Here is a 16,895-nt window from a genome sequence, read left to right on the forward strand (position 1 = left end):
TACTCCCCAAGTAGCCTCACCCCACCTTTGGCATATAATTATATACATTCTCAAAGCAAGACTTATTTACCACCGTCATTTTCTCCAAGGAGAAACTTCTTAGATAAATCTGGGTTGTCTTGATGGATTTATGCCCCAATAACTCGCTGATCATCTCAATGGGGACATTTTGCTCCTTCAATGCCATGGCGAAGGAATGACGGATCGTGTAGGAAGTCACATCCGAGGTTATTCCGGCAACCTCCTTCAACGTCTTCAAGTTCCGGTTAAACCGGGACAAGGCCGCATTGTATTCGAGATATTCCTCATGACCGTTCTTCGTCCCACTTAAAAAAGGAAATAAATAGCCCGAGCTTCCGGCCCTCTCACCTGCCAGCTCCTTATACATAGCCTCCGCCGTATCCAAGACCTCCAACCGCATAGAGGTCCCGGTCTTCTGGCGATTGTAATCCAATATGCCGTTCTTGATATTACCCCTATTCAAATGGGCGAAATCAACGAACGACATTCCCCCATATTGAAACATCAAGCAAAGGGCCAGTTGTGTCTTCCTCAACTTCTCTCCTTTTACCGGGACAGTCATCAGGCGATTCAAATCCCCCAGAGGCAAGGATTTCTTGCGCTGGCTTTCCACACCCGTAAAAACCCCCTTGAATAATGAAGGGATAAACGCCGCCTCGCCATTCTCCACCGCCTTGTTATAGATACAACGCAAACGGCGGATATACGTGGAGACCGTATTACGCATGCAGCCTTTCTCCAACAAATAAGCCTCGTACCGGCGAAGAGTATCCTTATTTATATATGTATATGGGATACGATCCGTCCCGCTATACCGTATAAAAGAGTTCATCGCATCCTGATAACTTTTCGCCGAGGAATACCGTCCTTCCTTTTGTAACAGACTTATATACTCTCGCATCCCTTCCACCAAATCTTTCTCATCCATATCTCTCTATTTTAAATTCCAACTGAAAACAAACACGCAAAGTTAGACATCTTGACGATTACTAACTCTCAAACAAGCATTTACAATTAAAACATCCTCATATATTTTTTTCACTGTAAAGAGTCATTTATTTCATAGTTATGACTTTTTATTTCATAGTTATGATTTTTCCAAATCATAACTATGAAATTTTCAATACAAAAAAACATATAAAAACGTGGATCTAAATCTATCGTCCGGAAATGCCACAACTACGAATTTCTCACTTCAGACTGGATAGAAATTTCAAATTAAAAGTTAAAGCACAGATTGTCGAAAAAATAAAAATCCTAAAATATGAACGTTTTCAAACTTTTTAGAGGCTCTCTATGTTTATTATGAGATAAAAATAAAAACCTATGCGATTTAAACTAATAGGCCTCATCTGTCTTATAATGCAGTGTAATTTATCTTGCACTCAACACATTATAAACAAAGAAACCGTCCAGACTTTGGATTTACACCGCTATATGGGGAAATGGTTTGAAATAGTACGCTTTGATCATCGCTTTGAGCATAATCTCGTAGGGGCTACCGTGGAATACTCATTTCTCCCGAATGGAGATATAGAAGTTGTTAACAGCGGATATTGGGGTAATTTTTCCGGTTCCTTCAAACGAGCGAAAGGTATAGCCAAAATAACAGATCCTACGTGTCCTAGTAAATTAAAAGTGTGTTTCTTTATGCGGTTCTACGCCGAGTACAACATTATGGAAATTGACGAGGATAATTACTCATACGCTCTCGTAGGCAGTAATACCTCAGACTATTTATGGCTACTTAGTCGTACGCCTACACTCCCAGAAGAGGCTATTCTCTTTTTATTGACTAAGGCCAAAGAAAGAGGATATAACACATCAATGCTCAAATGGGTCAAACAAAAACATGAAAATCAAAAATAATTTCTTCAAATTTCGCTATAAGCATTGAAAATATTCAACTTATGGCTAATTTTGTTGTTATAATATAAAAAGCGTTGTTTTATGAAAAAAATATTACAAGAGTTTAAGCAGTTCGCCATGCGAGGTAACGTAGTGGACATGGCGGTAGGTATCATTATCGGTGGTGCCTTTGGAAAGATCGTATCTTCTATCGTAGCGGATCTGATCATGCCGGCGGTAGGTTTACTTGTAGGTGGCGTCAATTTCACGGATTTAAAAATCACCTTGAAGCACGCTGTAATGGAGGGAGACAAGGTGATCTCTCCGGCGGTCTCCATTAACTACGGAAATTTCATACAAGTGACACTGGATTTTATAATCATTGCTTTCGCCGTCTTTTTACTTGTCAAAGGCGTTAATGCTTTAAGCAAGAAGAAGGAAGAAGCCCCGAAAGCTCCGGTCGCTCCCCCTGCGGATATCCAATTACTTACCGAGATTAGGGATTTACTGAAAAATAACAAATAAACACCAACCTTATTGGTTGACTTGCTGTTTCATAATTACAAAAAATAATGTTTTAACTCATAAAAAGTAGTAGTTATGAAAAATGTATTATTCGGTTTAGCCGTAGGTGTAGTTGTTGGTTACGTACTTCGCAGGATGGAAGATCAAGGACAGTTCGAATGTCTGGAGAACGAACTCCACGGTCTTACAGATAAGGCGAAGAAAAAAGTAAAGGACGTGGTAGACACGGGTAAAAATCAAGTCGAATACGTCAAAGACAGAGTAGAACATATGGTTGAAAAACCTAAAAGTAATTAATCTACCTCCCTGTTATTAGGGTAAGAAAAAGAAGCTATCACAAAAAAAGTCAATGATAGCTTCTTTTTTTTCATTTTAGATGTAACGTTTTTTCAACTCCATTCGTCTTATAAGAAAAGAGTATAAATTAATTACACTTCATATGAGAACAAGAATGATGGCCTTATTTGCGTTGATCGCTTTTTGCGCAATGTCTATCGAGGCGAAGAAAGTAAAAGGAAATGGGGATATTATCACGAAAGAAATCTCCGTCAGAGACTATTCAGCGATAAAAGTCGGCTCAACCGCCATGGGGTATAGCGACAGTTGGTTCAGCCTATTCAGCCGTGGGGGAAATCCGTCGTACGTTTTCGGATATACGCAAGGAGAATCAGCGTCCTTACGAATCACGATCGACGAGAACTTATATCCTTATATAAACGTTCAAGTAAAAAACGAAGAACTTTCAATCTCCACAGAGAATGGTACACAATTAAGCCCTACCCGATTTAAAATAGAGGGCACTTCCAAGAAGCTGAAAAAAATCCAAATGTCCGGTTGTATGGATTTTGTCCTGAGAAGCGCTTTATCCGGAGATGATCTGGAAATTATAGCGACAAGGGGTAGCGACGTGAAAATGGAGCAGCCAATCAACGTATCCAATTGCATAATTGAGGCGACCAGCGGTAGCGATATCATCATCAACGATCTTACTACCCGAATAATACGAGGCCGTGCCAGCGGAGGTAGCGATCTCAAGCTTACGGGAAAAGCGGAGAACGGCGAATATTCCGCCTCAGGTGGCTCCGATATCAAGGCTTATGATCTTATCTTAAACCAGTTGGAATGTTCCGCCAGTGGTGGTTCCGATATTTATACACACGTAACCGATTATATCAAGGCTTCGGCAAGCGGAGGTAGTGATGTACATTACAAAGGTTCGGCAAGATCGGATACATCCACTTCCGGAGGAAGCGATATTATAAAAGAGGGTAATTAACACCCTCTTTTTTCACACTCTTACACATTGAATTTTATAACAAAAGTACTTCCTTTTCCAACCGCGCTATCAACAGAAAGCGTTCCTCCATGAGCTTCTACGAAGTCTTTACTGATAGCCAACCCTAGGCCACTCCCTTGTACCTTCGTTCCCGGCACACGGAAATAGCGATCGAATATACTTTGATGATATCGGGGATCAATACCCTTACCGAAATCTTGCACATAGATCTCCACGCTATGATCTTGCTGGCGGGCACCGATTATGATACGGCCATTCTCCGGGGTATAATGAATTGCGTTCGACAATAGATTCGTCAAGACCCACGCGATTTTCTCGCTATCCACAAAAAGCTTGGAAATCTTCTCCGGGTATTCCACCTCTATATGGCAATTGAAGCGATCAGCTTGCACTTGGTTCGCCTTTATCGCATACTCGATCAATTCGATCGGTTTGGTTATTTTCGGATTCAATTGTAGCTTGCCAGCCTCCACCTGCGTCATTTTCAATAGCTCACTGGTTATTTCCAGTAATCGATTACTACTTTCCTTGATACTTTCCGCCAGTGCTTTTTGCTCGTCGTTCATGGCTCCCACACGGGCATCCTCCAACAATTTCAGGCTCATCATGATCGCCGATATCGGAGTTTTCAATTCATGGGAGATCGTCGAGATAAAAGTGGTCTTAGCGGAATCCAACTCCTTAAACTCCGTGATGTTCTTCAATAAGATCACATCGCCCACATACTCCTCCGCCTCGCCATTCTCCGACACACGGATCGGTATATATTGCACTTGAAAATAACTTTCCTTATTATCCGCGTAAATTTTAAGCGGCTCTTTTTTCTCGCTCGGCTGGATCAGTTCCCGAACTAACCTGCGAAGCAAATCGTTCCGTAAGGATAATTCCGAGGCAGACTTTCCGATCACGTTTTCCCGCTTGAGATTCAAGATCGTCAAAGCCTCGTTATTGGCGAAAAGAATCTTACGATCCCGATCCAAGCCTATGATTGGCTCCGTGATACTATTCACGATAGCCTCTATATATTTCTTTCCTTGGATAATATCCGCCAACGTACTTTTCCGGTATTCCGTAAGCCGTTCCGCCATCCGGTTAAAGGATTTCGCTACCCCCTCGAATTCATCATATTTAGCGAGATCCAAGCGTTTTTCGTAATTATGGTTAGCGATCTCCATGATACCGTCCATCAACATACGGATAGGGGTATTTATCGAACGGGGGAAACGTATTAAAAAAGCGAAAGCGACCACCATACAAGAGAGGCCAATCCCCCAAATCCAAAATAAAGCCTTTTGAGACGTAGACTCCGCCACTTGGCTTTTCCTGTAGATAGAAGCCATATTCAAACTCATGACTTGATTTAAGGCGAGACGTACACGACGGATATTCTCCTCATTACGCTCTTTCGCCAATTGCTCGTATTGAGCGACTAGATGTGAGGTGGCCACGTTCTCATCGACCTCCGTGATATTCTTTTTCTGTAGCCCTAGGTTTTTCTCGAAATCTGCTTGAGCCGAAGGATCGCTATCGATTCGTTCCAGTGCATCCAGCATCCGGCGTGAATAGAGTAAAGAATTATAATTATCGGCCAATATGTTCCTTGTGTCGGCAGACATATCGGAGATGTTCTTTACCGATAGACCTCCCAGCAAAACGATCATGGCAAACAGCAGCCCGATTCCGTATCTTAGTTTTGTTTTAATCTTCAGACTCATAGGTGATGTATTTTAAGCGATTATTATTAAGTTTACGTTCAGCAAAGATAAAATATTTAGCAATGTCCGTTTCTCCTTGCATATCTTCAAGATGCTTTCGGGTATACATAAATGCAGAATATGAGACTAAAGCCCATACTCCTCAATCTTCCGATAAAGAGTAGTGAGGCCTATACCTAGAAGGCGGGAAGTTTCGGTTTTATTGCCTTTTGTGTATTTGAGCACTTTTTGGATATGCATTTTCTCTACGCCACTCAGGTCAAAACCGCTATAAGATTCCGTACTCGCCGCAGAGGAGGTTTGCATATTCAAAGGGAGAGCATCCAAGGTTAAGGTATCTCCATCGGCAATAATCAGGCTACGCTCAATTGCATTACGCAACTCACGTACGTTACCTTTCCAAGCTCGTTTTTTCAGGGCATCTATATATTCGGGCGAAATTGTTCGGATATTCTTTCCCATCTTGGAGGAAAAAGCAGAAACAAAGGCTTTTATATGGAGAGGGATATCCTCGACCCGTTCACGAAGCGCGGGAAGATGGATCTGGAAAACGGAAAGCCGATAAAATAGATCTTCCCGGAAATGCCCTTGCTCGATCTCTTTCTCTAAATCACGGTTGGTAGCGGCAATAATGCGTACATCCACTTTCGTAGGTTTCGTATCGCCGATCTTGATAAACTCCCCGGTCTCAAGGATACGGAGCAATTTCGCTTGCAAGTCGAAAGCCATTTCCCCGATCTCATCCAAGAAGATCGTACCTCCGGAAGCTTCCTCAAACAAGCCTTTTGTCTCTTTCAAAGCACCGGTAAAAGCCCCCGCTTTATGACCGAACATCTCGCTTTCCAATAAATCCCGACTAAAAGAGGAACAATTGATAGCGACAAAAGACTTCCCTTTCCGGGAACTATGTTGATGGATGGATTGAGCAAAGACCTCTTTTCCCGTACCGGTCTCACCAGTCAACAGAACTGGAACCTCCGTAGCCGAGACTTTCTGAGCCAACGCTATCGCCGCTTGGATAGCGGGTGATTTACCGACAATCGTATCAAACGAATATTGCCTCCCGACGGACGTAGCTTCCTTCTTTTGCTGTTGATAAGCGGCAGAAGCTTTCTCCATCGCTTTGGCTACCAGAGGAATGATCTTATTATTATCATCCCCTTTCGTAATATAATCGAAGGCTCCATTCTTGATTGCCTGTACGCCATCCGGAATATTACCATGCGCGGTAAGTAGGATGATCTCGGATAGAGGGCGGAGTTTCTTTAAGTCCGACACCAAATCCACGCCATTACCATCCGGCAAGAACACATCGCACAATACCACCTCCGGCGAATGTTGCTCCATCTGCCTCAGCCCCGCCTTACAAGTAGCAGCCTGTAAAACCTCGTATCCCTCCAAACCGATAATGCGTGAAAGTAAACCTAAAATCTGCTTCTCGTCGTCAATAATTAAAACTTTGCCCATACACCGGAGTTATTTGTTTGGGCACAAATGTACGCTTTTTACCTTTTTCCCAAAAGCATTAAAGCATACATGTTAACGCCGTCTTATTTAAAATCGTCACCTTTCTCCTTGTAATGCTGATAAATCCCTCATCCACCAATCTCCCGATTTCCTTCGATAAAGCCGGGCGGGTAACACCAAAATACTCTGCTAACTGCTCTTGGGTATGTTCTAGTTCCACGACATTCGAATCCTTTTGCTGATGTTCGAATAAGTAATAAATAAAGCGGTTCCGGATGCCACGAAACGAAAGCACCTTCAAACGAGTCATCGTACATTTATTACAGCTAGTACTGACGCAAAGGAAATTATGCAGGAATAACGGCATAGAATGCATTAAGGTAAATACAGACTCCTTGGTGCCCTTAAGCAATACCACATCCTCGTCGACGGTAAAAGTAGCGGGGAATTGGTTTTTCTCGGAAAAGATATGAGGCGTAGCGAACGTGCGTGGAGCCTGTATCGTCTCCACGCGCACGATGTTACCTGATACGTCCAAAACATCCACGTTCAATTTTCCCTCCAATAAAACATGAAGGGCGTTACAAGTCGTCCCTTGATGAATTATGGTTTTTCCTTTTGGATGCTCCTCTACTGTATATTCAAGTTTATCCAAAAACTCTTCCCGCATCTTAAGCGTAAAATTCTTAAAAAGCGGGATTTTAAACATATCGGTTATATCCATCGTATCTTGTTTTGAAAAAAGGTTTACTCCTGCAAATATACCCTTTTCCTTGAGAACTGTTACCATTTCGTCGCGAATATAGTTGGATTAATATTTATTGATAACCAACCCCAATCTTGCCAATGAGACGGATTTCCACCCTTCACGGCCTTCATGGTATTCGTACCCAACATCGTAGAATATCCCGCGGATAATTTCACGTCTTTCATAATTACCCAATCCACTTGGAAATCCAATTCCGAACCTAAACCTTTACTCAATTTATCATTACCTTCGTATACGTCGCCCGTGATGGAGAAATAATGATAGGCTAAAGACAGGTTTACCTTGGAAGAAGGTTTATAAGCTACATTTATCTGATTATCCCATAAACCCGGATTCAATCCGTTGACAAAAGAGGAGGCGTAGAAATAATCCATGGCACCATAAAACTTATGATGGGTTCCGTACAGAGGATCAAACGCCTTATATTTCCCGTCGGCCCCATCCGAGCCACTCAGATAATCACTACCTACACCGATCTTCCATTGCGGATCGATTTGATAAGCGGCGTTTACCGCCCATAAGAAAGCGGAAACATCCCGTCCGCTTTTCGTCTTGCCGAATTGATAATAGATAGTACCACCTATCGTCCAGTTACTAGGCGTATAGATCAGGTTCGTTCCTAAGGTTTGCAGGTATTTTGTATCCGAGTTTTGTTTCTCGGCATCACCGCCTTCCATCCCTAAGTTCATAAACAAGAAGGATGCATTAAAACTCTTGTCGAAGAGATGCTTATACCAAAGGGTTTGCATCGTTTTATAGGGTTGCGCACCCGGAGCGTAATACGTTCCTCCGATCGTTTTCTCATCATTCTGGTTGAATGCGAGAATTAAATGCAGTTGGTTATTCGTGTTCTCGTAGCCTAGCTTCAAAGCATCATGATAACGACCGGCCACGTTCCAATCCAACGCCCCCATGATACGCTCGTCATCGTATACCAATGACTGGCGACCTAACTTAGCGAAGAAACCCGATCCGAAATCCAGCTTCGCCCACGCCTCATTCAAGATAAAACGGCCATTCTTATCGATCTGAGGATCCTGTCCCCATACTCCAACATGTTGCGCGGACAAGCCGATAGACAAACGATCCCGCTCATACCCCAAAGAAAGGCGGGCACGGTTATTGATAAACCCGGTGGACTCGGCATCTTTAGGCCGGGGGAATAAGACCCCGTTCCGGTACTCGGCTCTCGGACGTATCTGTACTTTCATCGAGAACGTGTTCTCTTTCGTATTTTGTGTTTCTTCCGCTTGCGCGAAAAGGGCCACGGAGAGCAAGCCCGCTACTAAAACAACTAGTTTTTTCATATACCTCTGATTTTAATTATTCCATATTATAAGTATGTACACTATATCCTTGCGCGGAGGGTAGATAATTCACGCCAACCCAACACACCTGTAGCAAAAGAAAAGAGAAAACCAAAAGCCCCAACGCCGCTGAATAACGCAAGCGGTGGTGAAGGCGATAATGGATATAAATCAAGTACCCCAACCAAGTGGCAGCCGCCCATGTCTCCTTCGGGTCCCAATTCCAATAATGCCCCCACGCCTCCTTGGCCCATAAAGCGCCGAACAGCATCCCAATCGTGAGAAAGGCCATACCGACATATACCAAGTTATCGCATAAACTCATCATCCCCTCGTCAATCCCCTTCTTCCTCGCACGGATCAGCAGGTAAATGGCGATAAGGGCAGCGGCGCCCAGCATGGCGTAAGAGAACATATAGACTATCACGTGCGGAGCGAACCACGGGCTTTGCAAAGCGGGCATCAAGGTCTTGTTATGTATCTCCGGCTTAAACAGATTGACACAGATAAAGACAAAGGCCAACAATGTACTAAAGGAAAGTATCCATTTATACCGCCAACGGACATAAGTGATCACGCCCGCCACCGGCAAGAAGAAAGAATACCATAGACGAGTCTCTCCCATCGTGCGCAAGGGCGGCCTCTCCAACGAGATCCACATCCCTATGATAAAAGCGGAGAATATAGCCAAGCCAAACACGGTCCAAGCGACAGCCCCCTTGGAAAAAGAAGGACGATAAGCCAACCATGCCCCACCTATCCAGCAAAATAACGCCGGAGCGGCGAAATAAATAAAGTAACTCCAATCCATACTATTCTTTTTTTACAGGAGCGGATAGGAATAATCCGATCGCCCCGGCTATCATCATTAAGATCCCTGTATAAACGATCGGCAACCATGGATCTCTCACCAACTCAAATACACTCATCCGGCTCCATTTACCTTTCGTCTCGTCGTAACTCAATTGGTAGATTTTCCATCCGGCAATAGAGAGTGGCTTATTCACCTCGATACATGCCTCCTTGGTCTGTTTATCTTTCGTATAGACCATTACGTCCGAGGCAAAGCGTCTCGGTTCCCGTTCCGGCATCACCATACTGACCTCATCATCCAGTTGGAGCGATATGTATGGAAAGATATAGCTGCCACAACTCACCCAGCCTTCCTTCTGCCGTCCGGTAAGTTCGTTACGTGCTTTTACGTATAAAGCGGTGGTCGCCCCCTCGGAGTGAAATTCCACGAAGTTTACCGTATCCTGCCCCATCACGCAAGCCGCCATCGGTAGTGAACGGGTAACCTCAACCTTCCAGCCTTGCAGGTTTCCGGCTAAGGGAATTTCCTCCACCAATATGTTCTCGGGTTGCTTTTCAGGAAGCGCTTTTCCGGTCGTATTGTCGATTAGCATTAACTTAGGAGGATATTCATCAATCGTAAACGAACGAAGCTCGATCGCAAGCGGTAGTTCTATCATCTCGTTCTTCTCGTCCGAAGCCCTCCACTCAGGATTCTCCAGCGGAACCGTCATCCGTAAACGGCGTAAATCCCCGTTTCCCAAGATCGCCGCCAGCAGCGTGATAAATAAACCGACATGGTTCAGCATAAACGGAACATCCCTCCAGCGAAACGATACGATACGCTTCAATGTGACAAAGCCCAAGACAAACAAGAAATAGAGAAACAGCAGGATAAAAGGCCACGACATCGTAATCCGCTCGATACCCGGACCCACAAATCCCATAACCAACACAACTGACAAAAGAGCCGATAAAGAGGTAATGCTCGCCGTTAACCCGGAAAACCACTGGACAACCGTGATTTTCCGGCCAACAACAAACCCTATACATAGAACCAACAGAAAAATCAATCCTCCGGCCACATTCACCGGATATTGGAACAACCCTGCCTGAACCGGGCCGGTGATCAGTTGCAAGCCAAATCCCGTAATCAGTAAACCGGCACAGATGACCCAGCCTTCAGCATATCCCCAAGGTTGTTTCCACATAATCAAATGTTCTTCGCTAAACGATTATTTTCTTGCGCCTCTTTCACCCATTGAGGAACGATTGTATTTAGGAATTTTTCCTTGGCGGTACGTTCAGCGGCCATATCCAAACCGATATATTGCTGAGCCTTTTCTTTCGTAGAGAAGTCCGGCATCGGAACATCATCCGTATAACCTAATTTCGCTAACACTTTCGCGGTAGCCAGACGAGCCTGCATCGCCTTATCCAATCCATTGCCTAATATCCTTTGAATCTCTTGCGGAGCGTGAAACGCGCCACCATGAGAAGCCACGCCGAAATCCCAACGCCATTGTGCCTGACGGATCAATTTCAATACATCTTTCATCTGATCCTCGGTAGCTCCCTTATCCCACGCGAACTTCGCCTCTACATGCGCTTTCGCTAACTCGGTCTCCAAACGGTTACGCATCTCATTCGCCTTATTCTGACGCTCGTACACATTATTGCGTAAAGTCTCCTCGCTCTCACGGTGGCAAACCTGACACGTACGGTCGATCATAGCCAACGGGCTTTGGATATGGTGGTCACTATATTTCACGCCCCCCTCGCTCTTATACGGCATATGGCAATCGGCGCAAGATACACCCCGCTGCGCATGGATACCCATCTGGGAGATCTCATAATCCGGATGCTGTGCCTTTAAAATCGGAGCACGGCTTAGCTTATGCGTATAATCGGCGAAACCGGCCTCATCGTAATAAGCCTCCATATCCTCAACCGTAGAACCTTTATCCCAAGGGAAAGTCAAGTATTTGCCATCGCCCTTGAAATAATATTCCACGTGGCATTGCGCGCAAACCAAGGAACGCATCTCTTGCTGGGTCGCTTTCGTGATGTCCTTGCCTTGACGCTGGAAAGCCTCGATCAAAGCCGGGCGACTGATATGCAGGTTCATATTCTCCGGCTCATGGCAATCGGCGCAACCGATCGGATTCACGATCTCTTTACCCAGAGAAGCCCATTTGCCCTTATAGAAATTATCCACGCCCATCGCTTGCATCATACGGGGAACATCCGGGCTTTTACAAGTCCAGCAAGTAGCCGGTTGCGGCCCCTCGTTCTCTGTCATCGGAGCGCCTACACGCAACGTGTTACGCATATCCTCGATCGCATGCATATGCCCTCTCGGGGTAGAATAATCCTTAGAGAAAGCGTAACCAGCCCAAAGGATCACCATTTCCGGACGAGCCTCCAGCACATCGACCGCCTGATTCCCGTTGTATAAACTCTTGAAACTCGTATCCGCCGTAGCTTCCCAAGTCTGGTACTCACGTGGATAATTCGGTTCGAACTTATCATTGCGAGCCTCGATTCCTGTGATCTCCGTCTTCTTATTATTCATTACGCTAGTGACCTCCGCATGTCTCTCGTTCACGGAAGCAGCGATCATACCCAAAACAAAAACAACGACCATGGTTCCTCCAAACAGCAACCAACCTTGCCATGATTTTAATTTCTTTTCCATAACTATACTGATTTATTATTATTTACTTAGCATATCTTTTAACCAGTCCGGCGATACGGACTTCGGATAAGGCACCAACGCATTCGGTGTAGAAGACAGGCTGTTCATACCTCCGTGTGGCACCTCGCGATGGCAATCCCAGCAAGCTTTCCCTTCTCCCGCCATTGCCATCTCATGATCGATCCTTCCGGTATTCACGAATTCCGTATTCAACTGCGTATGGCAACGGATACAGTTATTCATGATTACCTCCGCGCTCTCGTCGATCGCCTGTATCACTTGCGGTTCCCCTCGCATCATGAATACCGAGGCATGGCGCATTCCGTCCATACCTTTGAAGAACCACTTCTTCACGGCGTTCTCGTGCGGCACATGGCAGTCGTTGCAAGTGGCGTTACGGCTGTGCGAGCTATGATTCCATGTAGCATAATAAGGGCCCATAATGTGGCAATTCACGCAAGTAGCCGGGTCGTCGGACAAATAAGTCCACGCCCGGGAAGCATATAAGGTATAAGACCCCAGCCCGCAAAGGACACCTCCGGCTATGATAGCGGCTAGTTTCCAAGTTCTTGTCGGGAACAGCGTTTGTATTATTTCTCTTATTTTCATACCGCTGATTCTTTAATATTGGTTTATGAGACACAAATATCCTAAACTTGCGTGTAGGAAATTGTAATAAATATTACATTGCACGAAATTTTATGCGTAAAATGAAAAGATTGTTATTTATCTCGGTCTCCGCACTCCTTTTATGTTCTTCGTGCGTGAGTAAAAAGAAATACCTCCTTGCCGAGAACGGCCGGTTGGAGGCGATCGGACGTGGCGACGCCTTGAAGGAGGAATTGATTAAATGCAAGGACGATAACGACGCGCTCAACAACCGGATCGCCGCCTTGATAAGGGATACGACCACAATGGGGCGTGATATCCGTAATTACCAGACCATGTTGAATACCAATATGGGTGAGCAGGACAAACTGAATGCCTTGTTACAGCAAAAGATGAGTGAGCTGGACGAGCGTGAGCGTACCATCAACGAGCTACAGGATATGATGAACGCACAGAACGCGAAGGTACAGAATCTGTTGAGTAGCGTGAAAGACGCTTTGCTGGGTTTCAACAGTGATGAGCTGACCGTAACCGAGAAGAATGGTAAAGTATATGTAGCCATGTCGGATAAGCTTCTGTTCCAATCGGGTAGCGCAAAGGTCGATAAACGAGGCAAGGAAGCGTTGGCTAAGTTGGCCGAGGTGTTGAATAAGCAAAACGATATAGACGTTTATATAGAGGGCCATACGGACAGCAAGCCGATCAATACCGCCCAATTCAAGGATAATTGGGATCTAAGCGTGATCCGTGCGACCTCCGTAGTGCGTATCCTTACCAAGGACTACGGGGTGAATCCGCTACAGATACAACCTTGTGGTCGTGGGGAGTTTATGCCGGTCGCTGATAACGAGACCGCCGATGGACGTAGCAAGAACCGCCGTACGGAGATCATCATGGCTCCGAAGTTGGATAAGTTGATGCAGATGTTGCAGTGATAATGATATTGTCAAGCTCCGGGTATTATCTACTGCCGGAGCTTGGCTAAAAACATTCCGTTCACTCTTCTAAATGATAGACAACACATCGATACCTCAATTCCGATGGTTTACAAGGAATCCATACATCCATATCCTCTCCATTTACAGAACGAATGATATGGAGTAGAGCCGTATCATAAATATCCGTCCTTTCTCCGACAGAGACCGATCCACTTTGAGCGCACGACCGGACATGGAACTGAATATCCGCAAGATCATATACCTCAGACCTAAGATAAGGATAAAAACCTATTATTGAGCTCAATGTATCCTCCCAAACCCAAATACTATTTCCATCATCCTGATACGTATATTCCGTCCTTACCACATAGGACTTATAGGTGTAAGAACCCGTATAACCAAACTCATCCCCTACGTTATAAGGCAAACGTCCTTCACTAGTAGCCAGCTCATGCGCAAGAGTGAACCCTACAATATCCAAGGTATCACCACTTACGATCTCTATCGTCGGTTCAGAATGCAAATCATCCTTACCGAGATCCACCACCCGTGAGCAAGCCACATTAAGGCCCATCATAAAAGTCAGATATATAACAATTAAATGTCTCATATCATTCTATATTTTTTAATTGATCAAAGTCTTCTATTCGGAGATAACGCCACCGCAACTCCTCCGGTCGTACAGGAAGCCAGCGATCGATCTTCTCTCCATCTGAGTTCTTCTCTACATATATTAAATAGGTACACGCCAGCACTTGCTTCTTATCCTTTTGCACGCCAAACGTACTGATAACGAAGCCATACGAACTCAAATCCTCCGAGAATCCAGCTTTCTCATCCCAAAAGTGTCCTATACCTATGTCATAAATGCTATCTTCCAATAAAACCACCCTTGCCTCATACGAGAAATAGAGATAAGAGGCATTCATATCAAACTCTCGCGCAACATCCCCGGGCAATGTTCCCCATTTCGCGTCATACGCCTCACAAGCCGTGAAGCCCTTCACCAATATGGAATCCATCCCTAAGTCACCCCCCAGATGAATCGTATCCGGCCTTGAATATAAAGTCATCTGATTAGCGATTTTAACCTCATCATCCCCACAACCAGCCAGAAATAGAGCTATAAATAGCCCACACAAAAACAAACCTTTATTCATATCCACTCTCTTTTATTTTATTTAAAATGAAAACGATATAGATAAGCAGATATTACTTGAGCGTAACATTTATCCCATGAAACCCAAGCCTTCATACACAAGCCATACTGGTTTATTATCCGGATTCCATAAGTAAAAAACAGCATTCCAAATTTATCGATTACATTTGATAGCGAAATACAAGATATACAAGAAAGCGATCAACGGGACGATGAAACCCAGCGCCATATTCTCCTCGCCGATATATCCCATCAGCATCGGACTGAAAGCGCCGCCGGCGACTCCCATCACGATATAAGAAGAGGCTTTCTTGGTATAAACGCCCATACCTTCCAGCCCCAAGGCGAAAATCGTAGGGAACATGATGGACATGAAGAAAAAGGATAAATAAAGAGCGTATAGCGAAAGCGTACCTACGGAAGCCACCACCAAAGCCATACAAACGGCACTCAACAAAGAATACCAAGTCAGCAAGCGGCCCGGAGCCAACCACTTCATCGTAAAACTACCGCTCAAACGCCCGATCATAAACAAGGCCATTCCACCGAATGCCAAAATACGAGACGCTCGCAAATTACTGATACCCGGGTCCATCTCCGTCACGTAATTAATAAAGAACCCGAAGATTCCCGTCTGCGCGGCGCAATAACAGAATTGGGCGACCACGGAACGTACAAACTGCCTACGTTTCCATAGGGAGGCAGCGGGTTTCTCCTCGACAATAGCGGTCACCTCCTCCTCTTCTTCCGGCTTAATCTCCGGCAACTTCGTGAAAAAGAAAAGCAACGCTACGAACAAGACGATACCACCTACCAAGATATAAGGTTTAGTCAACGCCATCGAATCTCCCTCCGATGCCCCGAATATCAACAAACCACCTACCAATGGCCCCAATATCCAACCTAATCCATTAAAAGACTGGGATAAGTTCAGCCGTTGCGCAGCGGAAGCGGACGGCCCCAATATCGTAGAATAAGGATTCGCCGCCGTCTCCAAGATACAAAGCCCGCAAGCGATCACAAACAAGGCGATCAGGAAAGGCGTAGCCGAATGCAAAAAAGCCGCCGGGATAAACCCGAAAGCTCCGATAGCGAACAATAGCAAACCCATGATAATCCCTTTCCTATATCCGTAACGTTTCATGAACGCCCCCGCCGGCAACGCCATCAAGAAATAAGCGATATACGTAGAGAATTGCACCAAACCGCTCTCTGCCTTGGTCATCGTGAAGACTCCTTGAAAATGCTTGTTCAGCACATCCAAGAGTCCGTGGGCGAATCCCCAAAGCAAAAACAAACTCGTGATCAAGATAAACGGGACCAAATAAGATTTCCCTCCCGGGGCGGCCACCAGCAACTGTTTCTTTTGTTTTTCCATCCTTCCGTCTATTTACTCGCGCCCGGCAATTTAAACATACATTCCATTAACTGCCATTTCTCCGACGAGGAACTTCCCGGAACGGCTTTCTGATACTTCGCCACGAAGTCCTCCCATTCCGCTTGCTTATCCATCGTCGCCAAACGGGCGAACGACGCATCCCAATCAAAATCATCGGGCGTCTCCACGATCATGAACAACCGGGTTCCCAAACGGTAAATCTCCATATTCAAGATCCCTACCGCACGGATTCCTTCCGGTATCTCCGGCCAGATATGTTCCGGCGAATGCCAATAGCAATACTCTTTTATCAACTGCTCGTCCTCTTTCAGATCCAAGGTCTGACAATATCTTTTCATAACATTGTTTTTA

Annotated in this window: 18 protein-coding genes; 5 read left to right on the top strand and 13 right to left on the bottom strand. The window is 45.0% G+C overall.

Annotated elements, in window-relative coordinates; translation table 11 throughout:
* Nucleotides 1–16: 16 nt before the first annotated feature.
* Nucleotides 17–949, bottom strand: coding sequence for a site-specific integrase (locus tag DWX84_RS09595; RefSeq protein ID WP_008778101.1), 933 nt, complete (start codon nt 947–949; stop codon nt 17–19).
* A 398-nt stretch (nt 950–1,347) separates the two neighbouring features.
* Between DWX84_RS09595 and DWX84_RS09600 the strand changes: the two genes are divergently transcribed.
* The 4 genes from DWX84_RS09600 to DWX84_RS09615 all read left to right on the top strand — a co-directional run bounded on the left by DWX84_RS09600 (nt 1,348) and on the right by DWX84_RS09615 (nt 3,670).
* A complete protein-coding gene (locus DWX84_RS09600) occupies nt 1,348–1,890 on the top strand; it encodes a lipocalin family protein (protein ID WP_122377503.1) in 543 nt (180 codons plus the stop codon).
* Between the two features lie 81 nt (nt 1,891–1,971).
* Nucleotides 1,972–2,394 carry a large-conductance mechanosensitive channel protein MscL gene (mscL, locus tag DWX84_RS09605; protein WP_005855329.1) on the top strand — a complete coding sequence of 141 codons (423 nt, stop codon included), beginning with the start codon at nt 1,972–1,974 and terminating at the stop codon, nt 2,392–2,394.
* 75 nt (nt 2,395–2,469) lie between these two features.
* On the top strand, nt 2,470–2,691 hold the full coding sequence (locus DWX84_RS09610) for a hypothetical protein (protein ID WP_005855327.1): 222 nt from the start codon (nt 2,470–2,472) through the stop codon (nt 2,689–2,691).
* 142 nt (nt 2,692–2,833) lie between these two features.
* Complete coding sequence (locus tag DWX84_RS09615; RefSeq protein ID WP_048928316.1) at nt 2,834–3,670, top strand: head GIN domain-containing protein; 837 nt, start codon at nt 2,834–2,836, stop codon at nt 3,668–3,670.
* Between the two features lie 20 nt (nt 3,671–3,690).
* On the opposite strand, the gene DWX84_RS09620 is transcribed toward DWX84_RS09615, so the two are convergent.
* From DWX84_RS09620 to nrfH, 8 genes are all read right to left on the bottom strand, one after another.
* Nucleotides 3,691–5,406, bottom strand: a complete 1,716-nt coding sequence (locus tag DWX84_RS09620) for an ATP-binding protein (RefSeq protein ID WP_048928317.1) — start codon at nt 5,404–5,406, stop codon at nt 3,691–3,693.
* Nucleotides 5,407–5,532: 126 nt separating this feature from the next.
* The gene (locus DWX84_RS09625; protein ID WP_009018647.1) at nt 5,533–6,873 is read right to left on the bottom strand and encodes a sigma-54 dependent transcriptional regulator; all 1,341 of its coding nucleotides are present in this window, start codon (nt 6,871–6,873) and stop codon (nt 5,533–5,535) included.
* Between the two features lie 58 nt (nt 6,874–6,931).
* Nucleotides 6,932–7,597, bottom strand: a complete 666-nt coding sequence (locus tag DWX84_RS09630) for a Crp/Fnr family transcriptional regulator (protein WP_034532394.1) — start codon at nt 7,595–7,597, stop codon at nt 6,932–6,934.
* A 59-nt stretch (nt 7,598–7,656) separates the two neighbouring features.
* Complete coding sequence (locus DWX84_RS09635; RefSeq protein WP_048928318.1) at nt 7,657–8,949, bottom strand: alginate export family protein; 1,293 nt, start codon at nt 8,947–8,949, stop codon at nt 7,657–7,659.
* A gap of 16 nt (nt 8,950–8,965) precedes the next feature.
* Nucleotides 8,966–9,760 carry a cytochrome c biogenesis protein CcsA gene (gene ccsA, locus DWX84_RS09640; protein WP_008774423.1) on the bottom strand — a complete coding sequence of 265 codons (795 nt, stop codon included), beginning with the start codon at nt 9,758–9,760 and terminating at the stop codon, nt 8,966–8,968.
* 1 nt (nt 9,761) lies between these two features.
* Nucleotides 9,762–10,952, bottom strand: coding sequence for a cytochrome c biogenesis protein ResB (locus tag DWX84_RS09645; protein WP_048928319.1), 1,191 nt, complete (start codon nt 10,950–10,952; stop codon nt 9,762–9,764).
* Between the two features lie 2 nt (nt 10,953–10,954).
* Nucleotides 10,955–12,439, bottom strand: a complete 1,485-nt coding sequence (gene nrfA, locus DWX84_RS09650; RefSeq protein WP_048928320.1) for an ammonia-forming cytochrome c nitrite reductase — start codon at nt 12,437–12,439, stop codon at nt 10,955–10,957.
* An 18-nt stretch (nt 12,440–12,457) separates the two neighbouring features.
* Nucleotides 12,458–13,048 carry a cytochrome c nitrite reductase small subunit gene (nrfH, locus tag DWX84_RS09655; protein ID WP_009018642.1) on the bottom strand — a complete coding sequence of 197 codons (591 nt, stop codon included), beginning with the start codon at nt 13,046–13,048 and terminating at the stop codon, nt 12,458–12,460.
* Nucleotides 13,049–13,149: 101 nt separating this feature from the next.
* Here nrfH and DWX84_RS09660 point away from each other — a divergent pair, with 101 nt between their 5' ends.
* Nucleotides 13,150–13,983, top strand: a complete 834-nt coding sequence (locus DWX84_RS09660; RefSeq protein WP_011965889.1) for an OmpA family protein — start codon at nt 13,150–13,152, stop codon at nt 13,981–13,983.
* A gap of 61 nt (nt 13,984–14,044) precedes the next feature.
* On the opposite strand, the gene DWX84_RS09665 is transcribed toward DWX84_RS09660, so the two are convergent.
* The 4 genes from DWX84_RS09665 to DWX84_RS09680 all read right to left on the bottom strand — a co-directional run bounded on the left by DWX84_RS09665 (nt 14,045) and on the right by DWX84_RS09680 (nt 16,882).
* A complete protein-coding gene (locus tag DWX84_RS09665; protein WP_005865661.1) occupies nt 14,045–14,596 on the bottom strand; it encodes a hypothetical protein in 552 nt (183 codons plus the stop codon).
* A 1-nt stretch (nt 14,597) separates the two neighbouring features.
* The gene (locus DWX84_RS09670; RefSeq protein ID WP_005865659.1) at nt 14,598–15,146 is read right to left on the bottom strand and encodes a hypothetical protein; all 549 of its coding nucleotides are present in this window, start codon (nt 15,144–15,146) and stop codon (nt 14,598–14,600) included.
* 153 nt (nt 15,147–15,299) lie between these two features.
* A complete protein-coding gene (locus DWX84_RS09675) occupies nt 15,300–16,523 on the bottom strand; it encodes a sugar MFS transporter (protein ID WP_005865655.1) in 1,224 nt (407 codons plus the stop codon).
* A gap of 8 nt (nt 16,524–16,531) precedes the next feature.
* Entirely contained in the window at nt 16,532–16,882 is a 351-nt protein-coding gene (locus DWX84_RS09680; protein ID WP_005865653.1) for an L-rhamnose mutarotase, read from the bottom strand.
* Nucleotides 16,883–16,895 lie beyond the last annotated feature (13 nt).

Origin of the sequence: Parabacteroides sp. AF21-43 (assembly GCF_003635435.1) — a bacterium.
In the GTDB taxonomy this organism is placed as follows: Bacteria; Bacteroidota; Bacteroidia; order Bacteroidales; family Tannerellaceae; genus Parabacteroides; species Parabacteroides distasonis.

Bases quoted from the DNA above. Each gene is read 5' to 3' on its own strand.
- DWX84_RS09620 (WP_048928317.1), bottom strand. From the start codon at position 5,406: ATGAGTCTGAAGATTAAAACAAAACTAAGATACGGAATCGGGCTGCTG.
- mscL (WP_005855329.1), top strand. From the start codon at position 1,972: ATGAAAAAAATATTACAAGAGTTTAAGCAGTTCGCCATGCGAGGTAAC.
- DWX84_RS09670 (WP_005865659.1), bottom strand. From the start codon at position 15,146: ATGAATAAAGGTTTGTTTTTGTGTGGGCTATTTATAGCTCTATTTCTG.
- DWX84_RS09595 (WP_008778101.1), bottom strand. From the start codon at position 949: ATGGATGAGAAAGATTTGGTGGAAGGGATGCGAGAGTATATAAGTCTG.
- DWX84_RS09665 (WP_005865661.1), bottom strand. From the start codon at position 14,596: ATGAGACATTTAATTGTTATATATCTGACTTTTATGATGGGCCTTAAT.
- DWX84_RS09645 (WP_048928319.1), bottom strand. From the start codon at position 10,952: ATGTGGAAACAACCTTGGGGATATGCTGAAGGCTGGGTCATCTGTGCC.
- DWX84_RS09610 (WP_005855327.1), top strand. From the start codon at position 2,470: ATGAAAAATGTATTATTCGGTTTAGCCGTAGGTGTAGTTGTTGGTTAC.
- nrfH (WP_009018642.1), bottom strand. From the start codon at position 13,048: ATGAAAATAAGAGAAATAATACAAACGCTGTTCCCGACAAGAACTTGG.
- DWX84_RS09675 (WP_005865655.1), bottom strand. From the start codon at position 16,523: ATGGAAAAACAAAAGAAACAGTTGCTGGTGGCCGCCCCGGGAGGGAAA.
- nrfA (WP_048928320.1), bottom strand. From the start codon at position 12,439: ATGGAAAAGAAATTAAAATCATGGCAAGGTTGGTTGCTGTTTGGAGGA.
- DWX84_RS09600 (WP_122377503.1), top strand. From the start codon at position 1,348: ATGCGATTTAAACTAATAGGCCTCATCTGTCTTATAATGCAGTGTAAT.
- DWX84_RS09660 (WP_011965889.1), top strand. From the start codon at position 13,150: ATGAAAAGATTGTTATTTATCTCGGTCTCCGCACTCCTTTTATGTTCT.
- DWX84_RS09625 (WP_009018647.1), bottom strand. From the start codon at position 6,873: ATGGGCAAAGTTTTAATTATTGACGACGAGAAGCAGATTTTAGGTTTA.
- DWX84_RS09615 (WP_048928316.1), top strand. From the start codon at position 2,834: ATGAGAACAAGAATGATGGCCTTATTTGCGTTGATCGCTTTTTGCGCA.
- DWX84_RS09630 (WP_034532394.1), bottom strand. From the start codon at position 7,597: ATGGATATAACCGATATGTTTAAAATCCCGCTTTTTAAGAATTTTACG.
- ccsA (WP_008774423.1), bottom strand. From the start codon at position 9,760: ATGGATTGGAGTTACTTTATTTATTTCGCCGCTCCGGCGTTATTTTGC.
- DWX84_RS09680 (WP_005865653.1), bottom strand. From the start codon at position 16,882: ATGAAAAGATATTGTCAGACCTTGGATCTGAAAGAGGACGAGCAGTTG.
- DWX84_RS09635 (WP_048928318.1), bottom strand. From the start codon at position 8,949: ATGAAAAAACTAGTTGTTTTAGTAGCGGGCTTGCTCTCCGTGGCCCTT.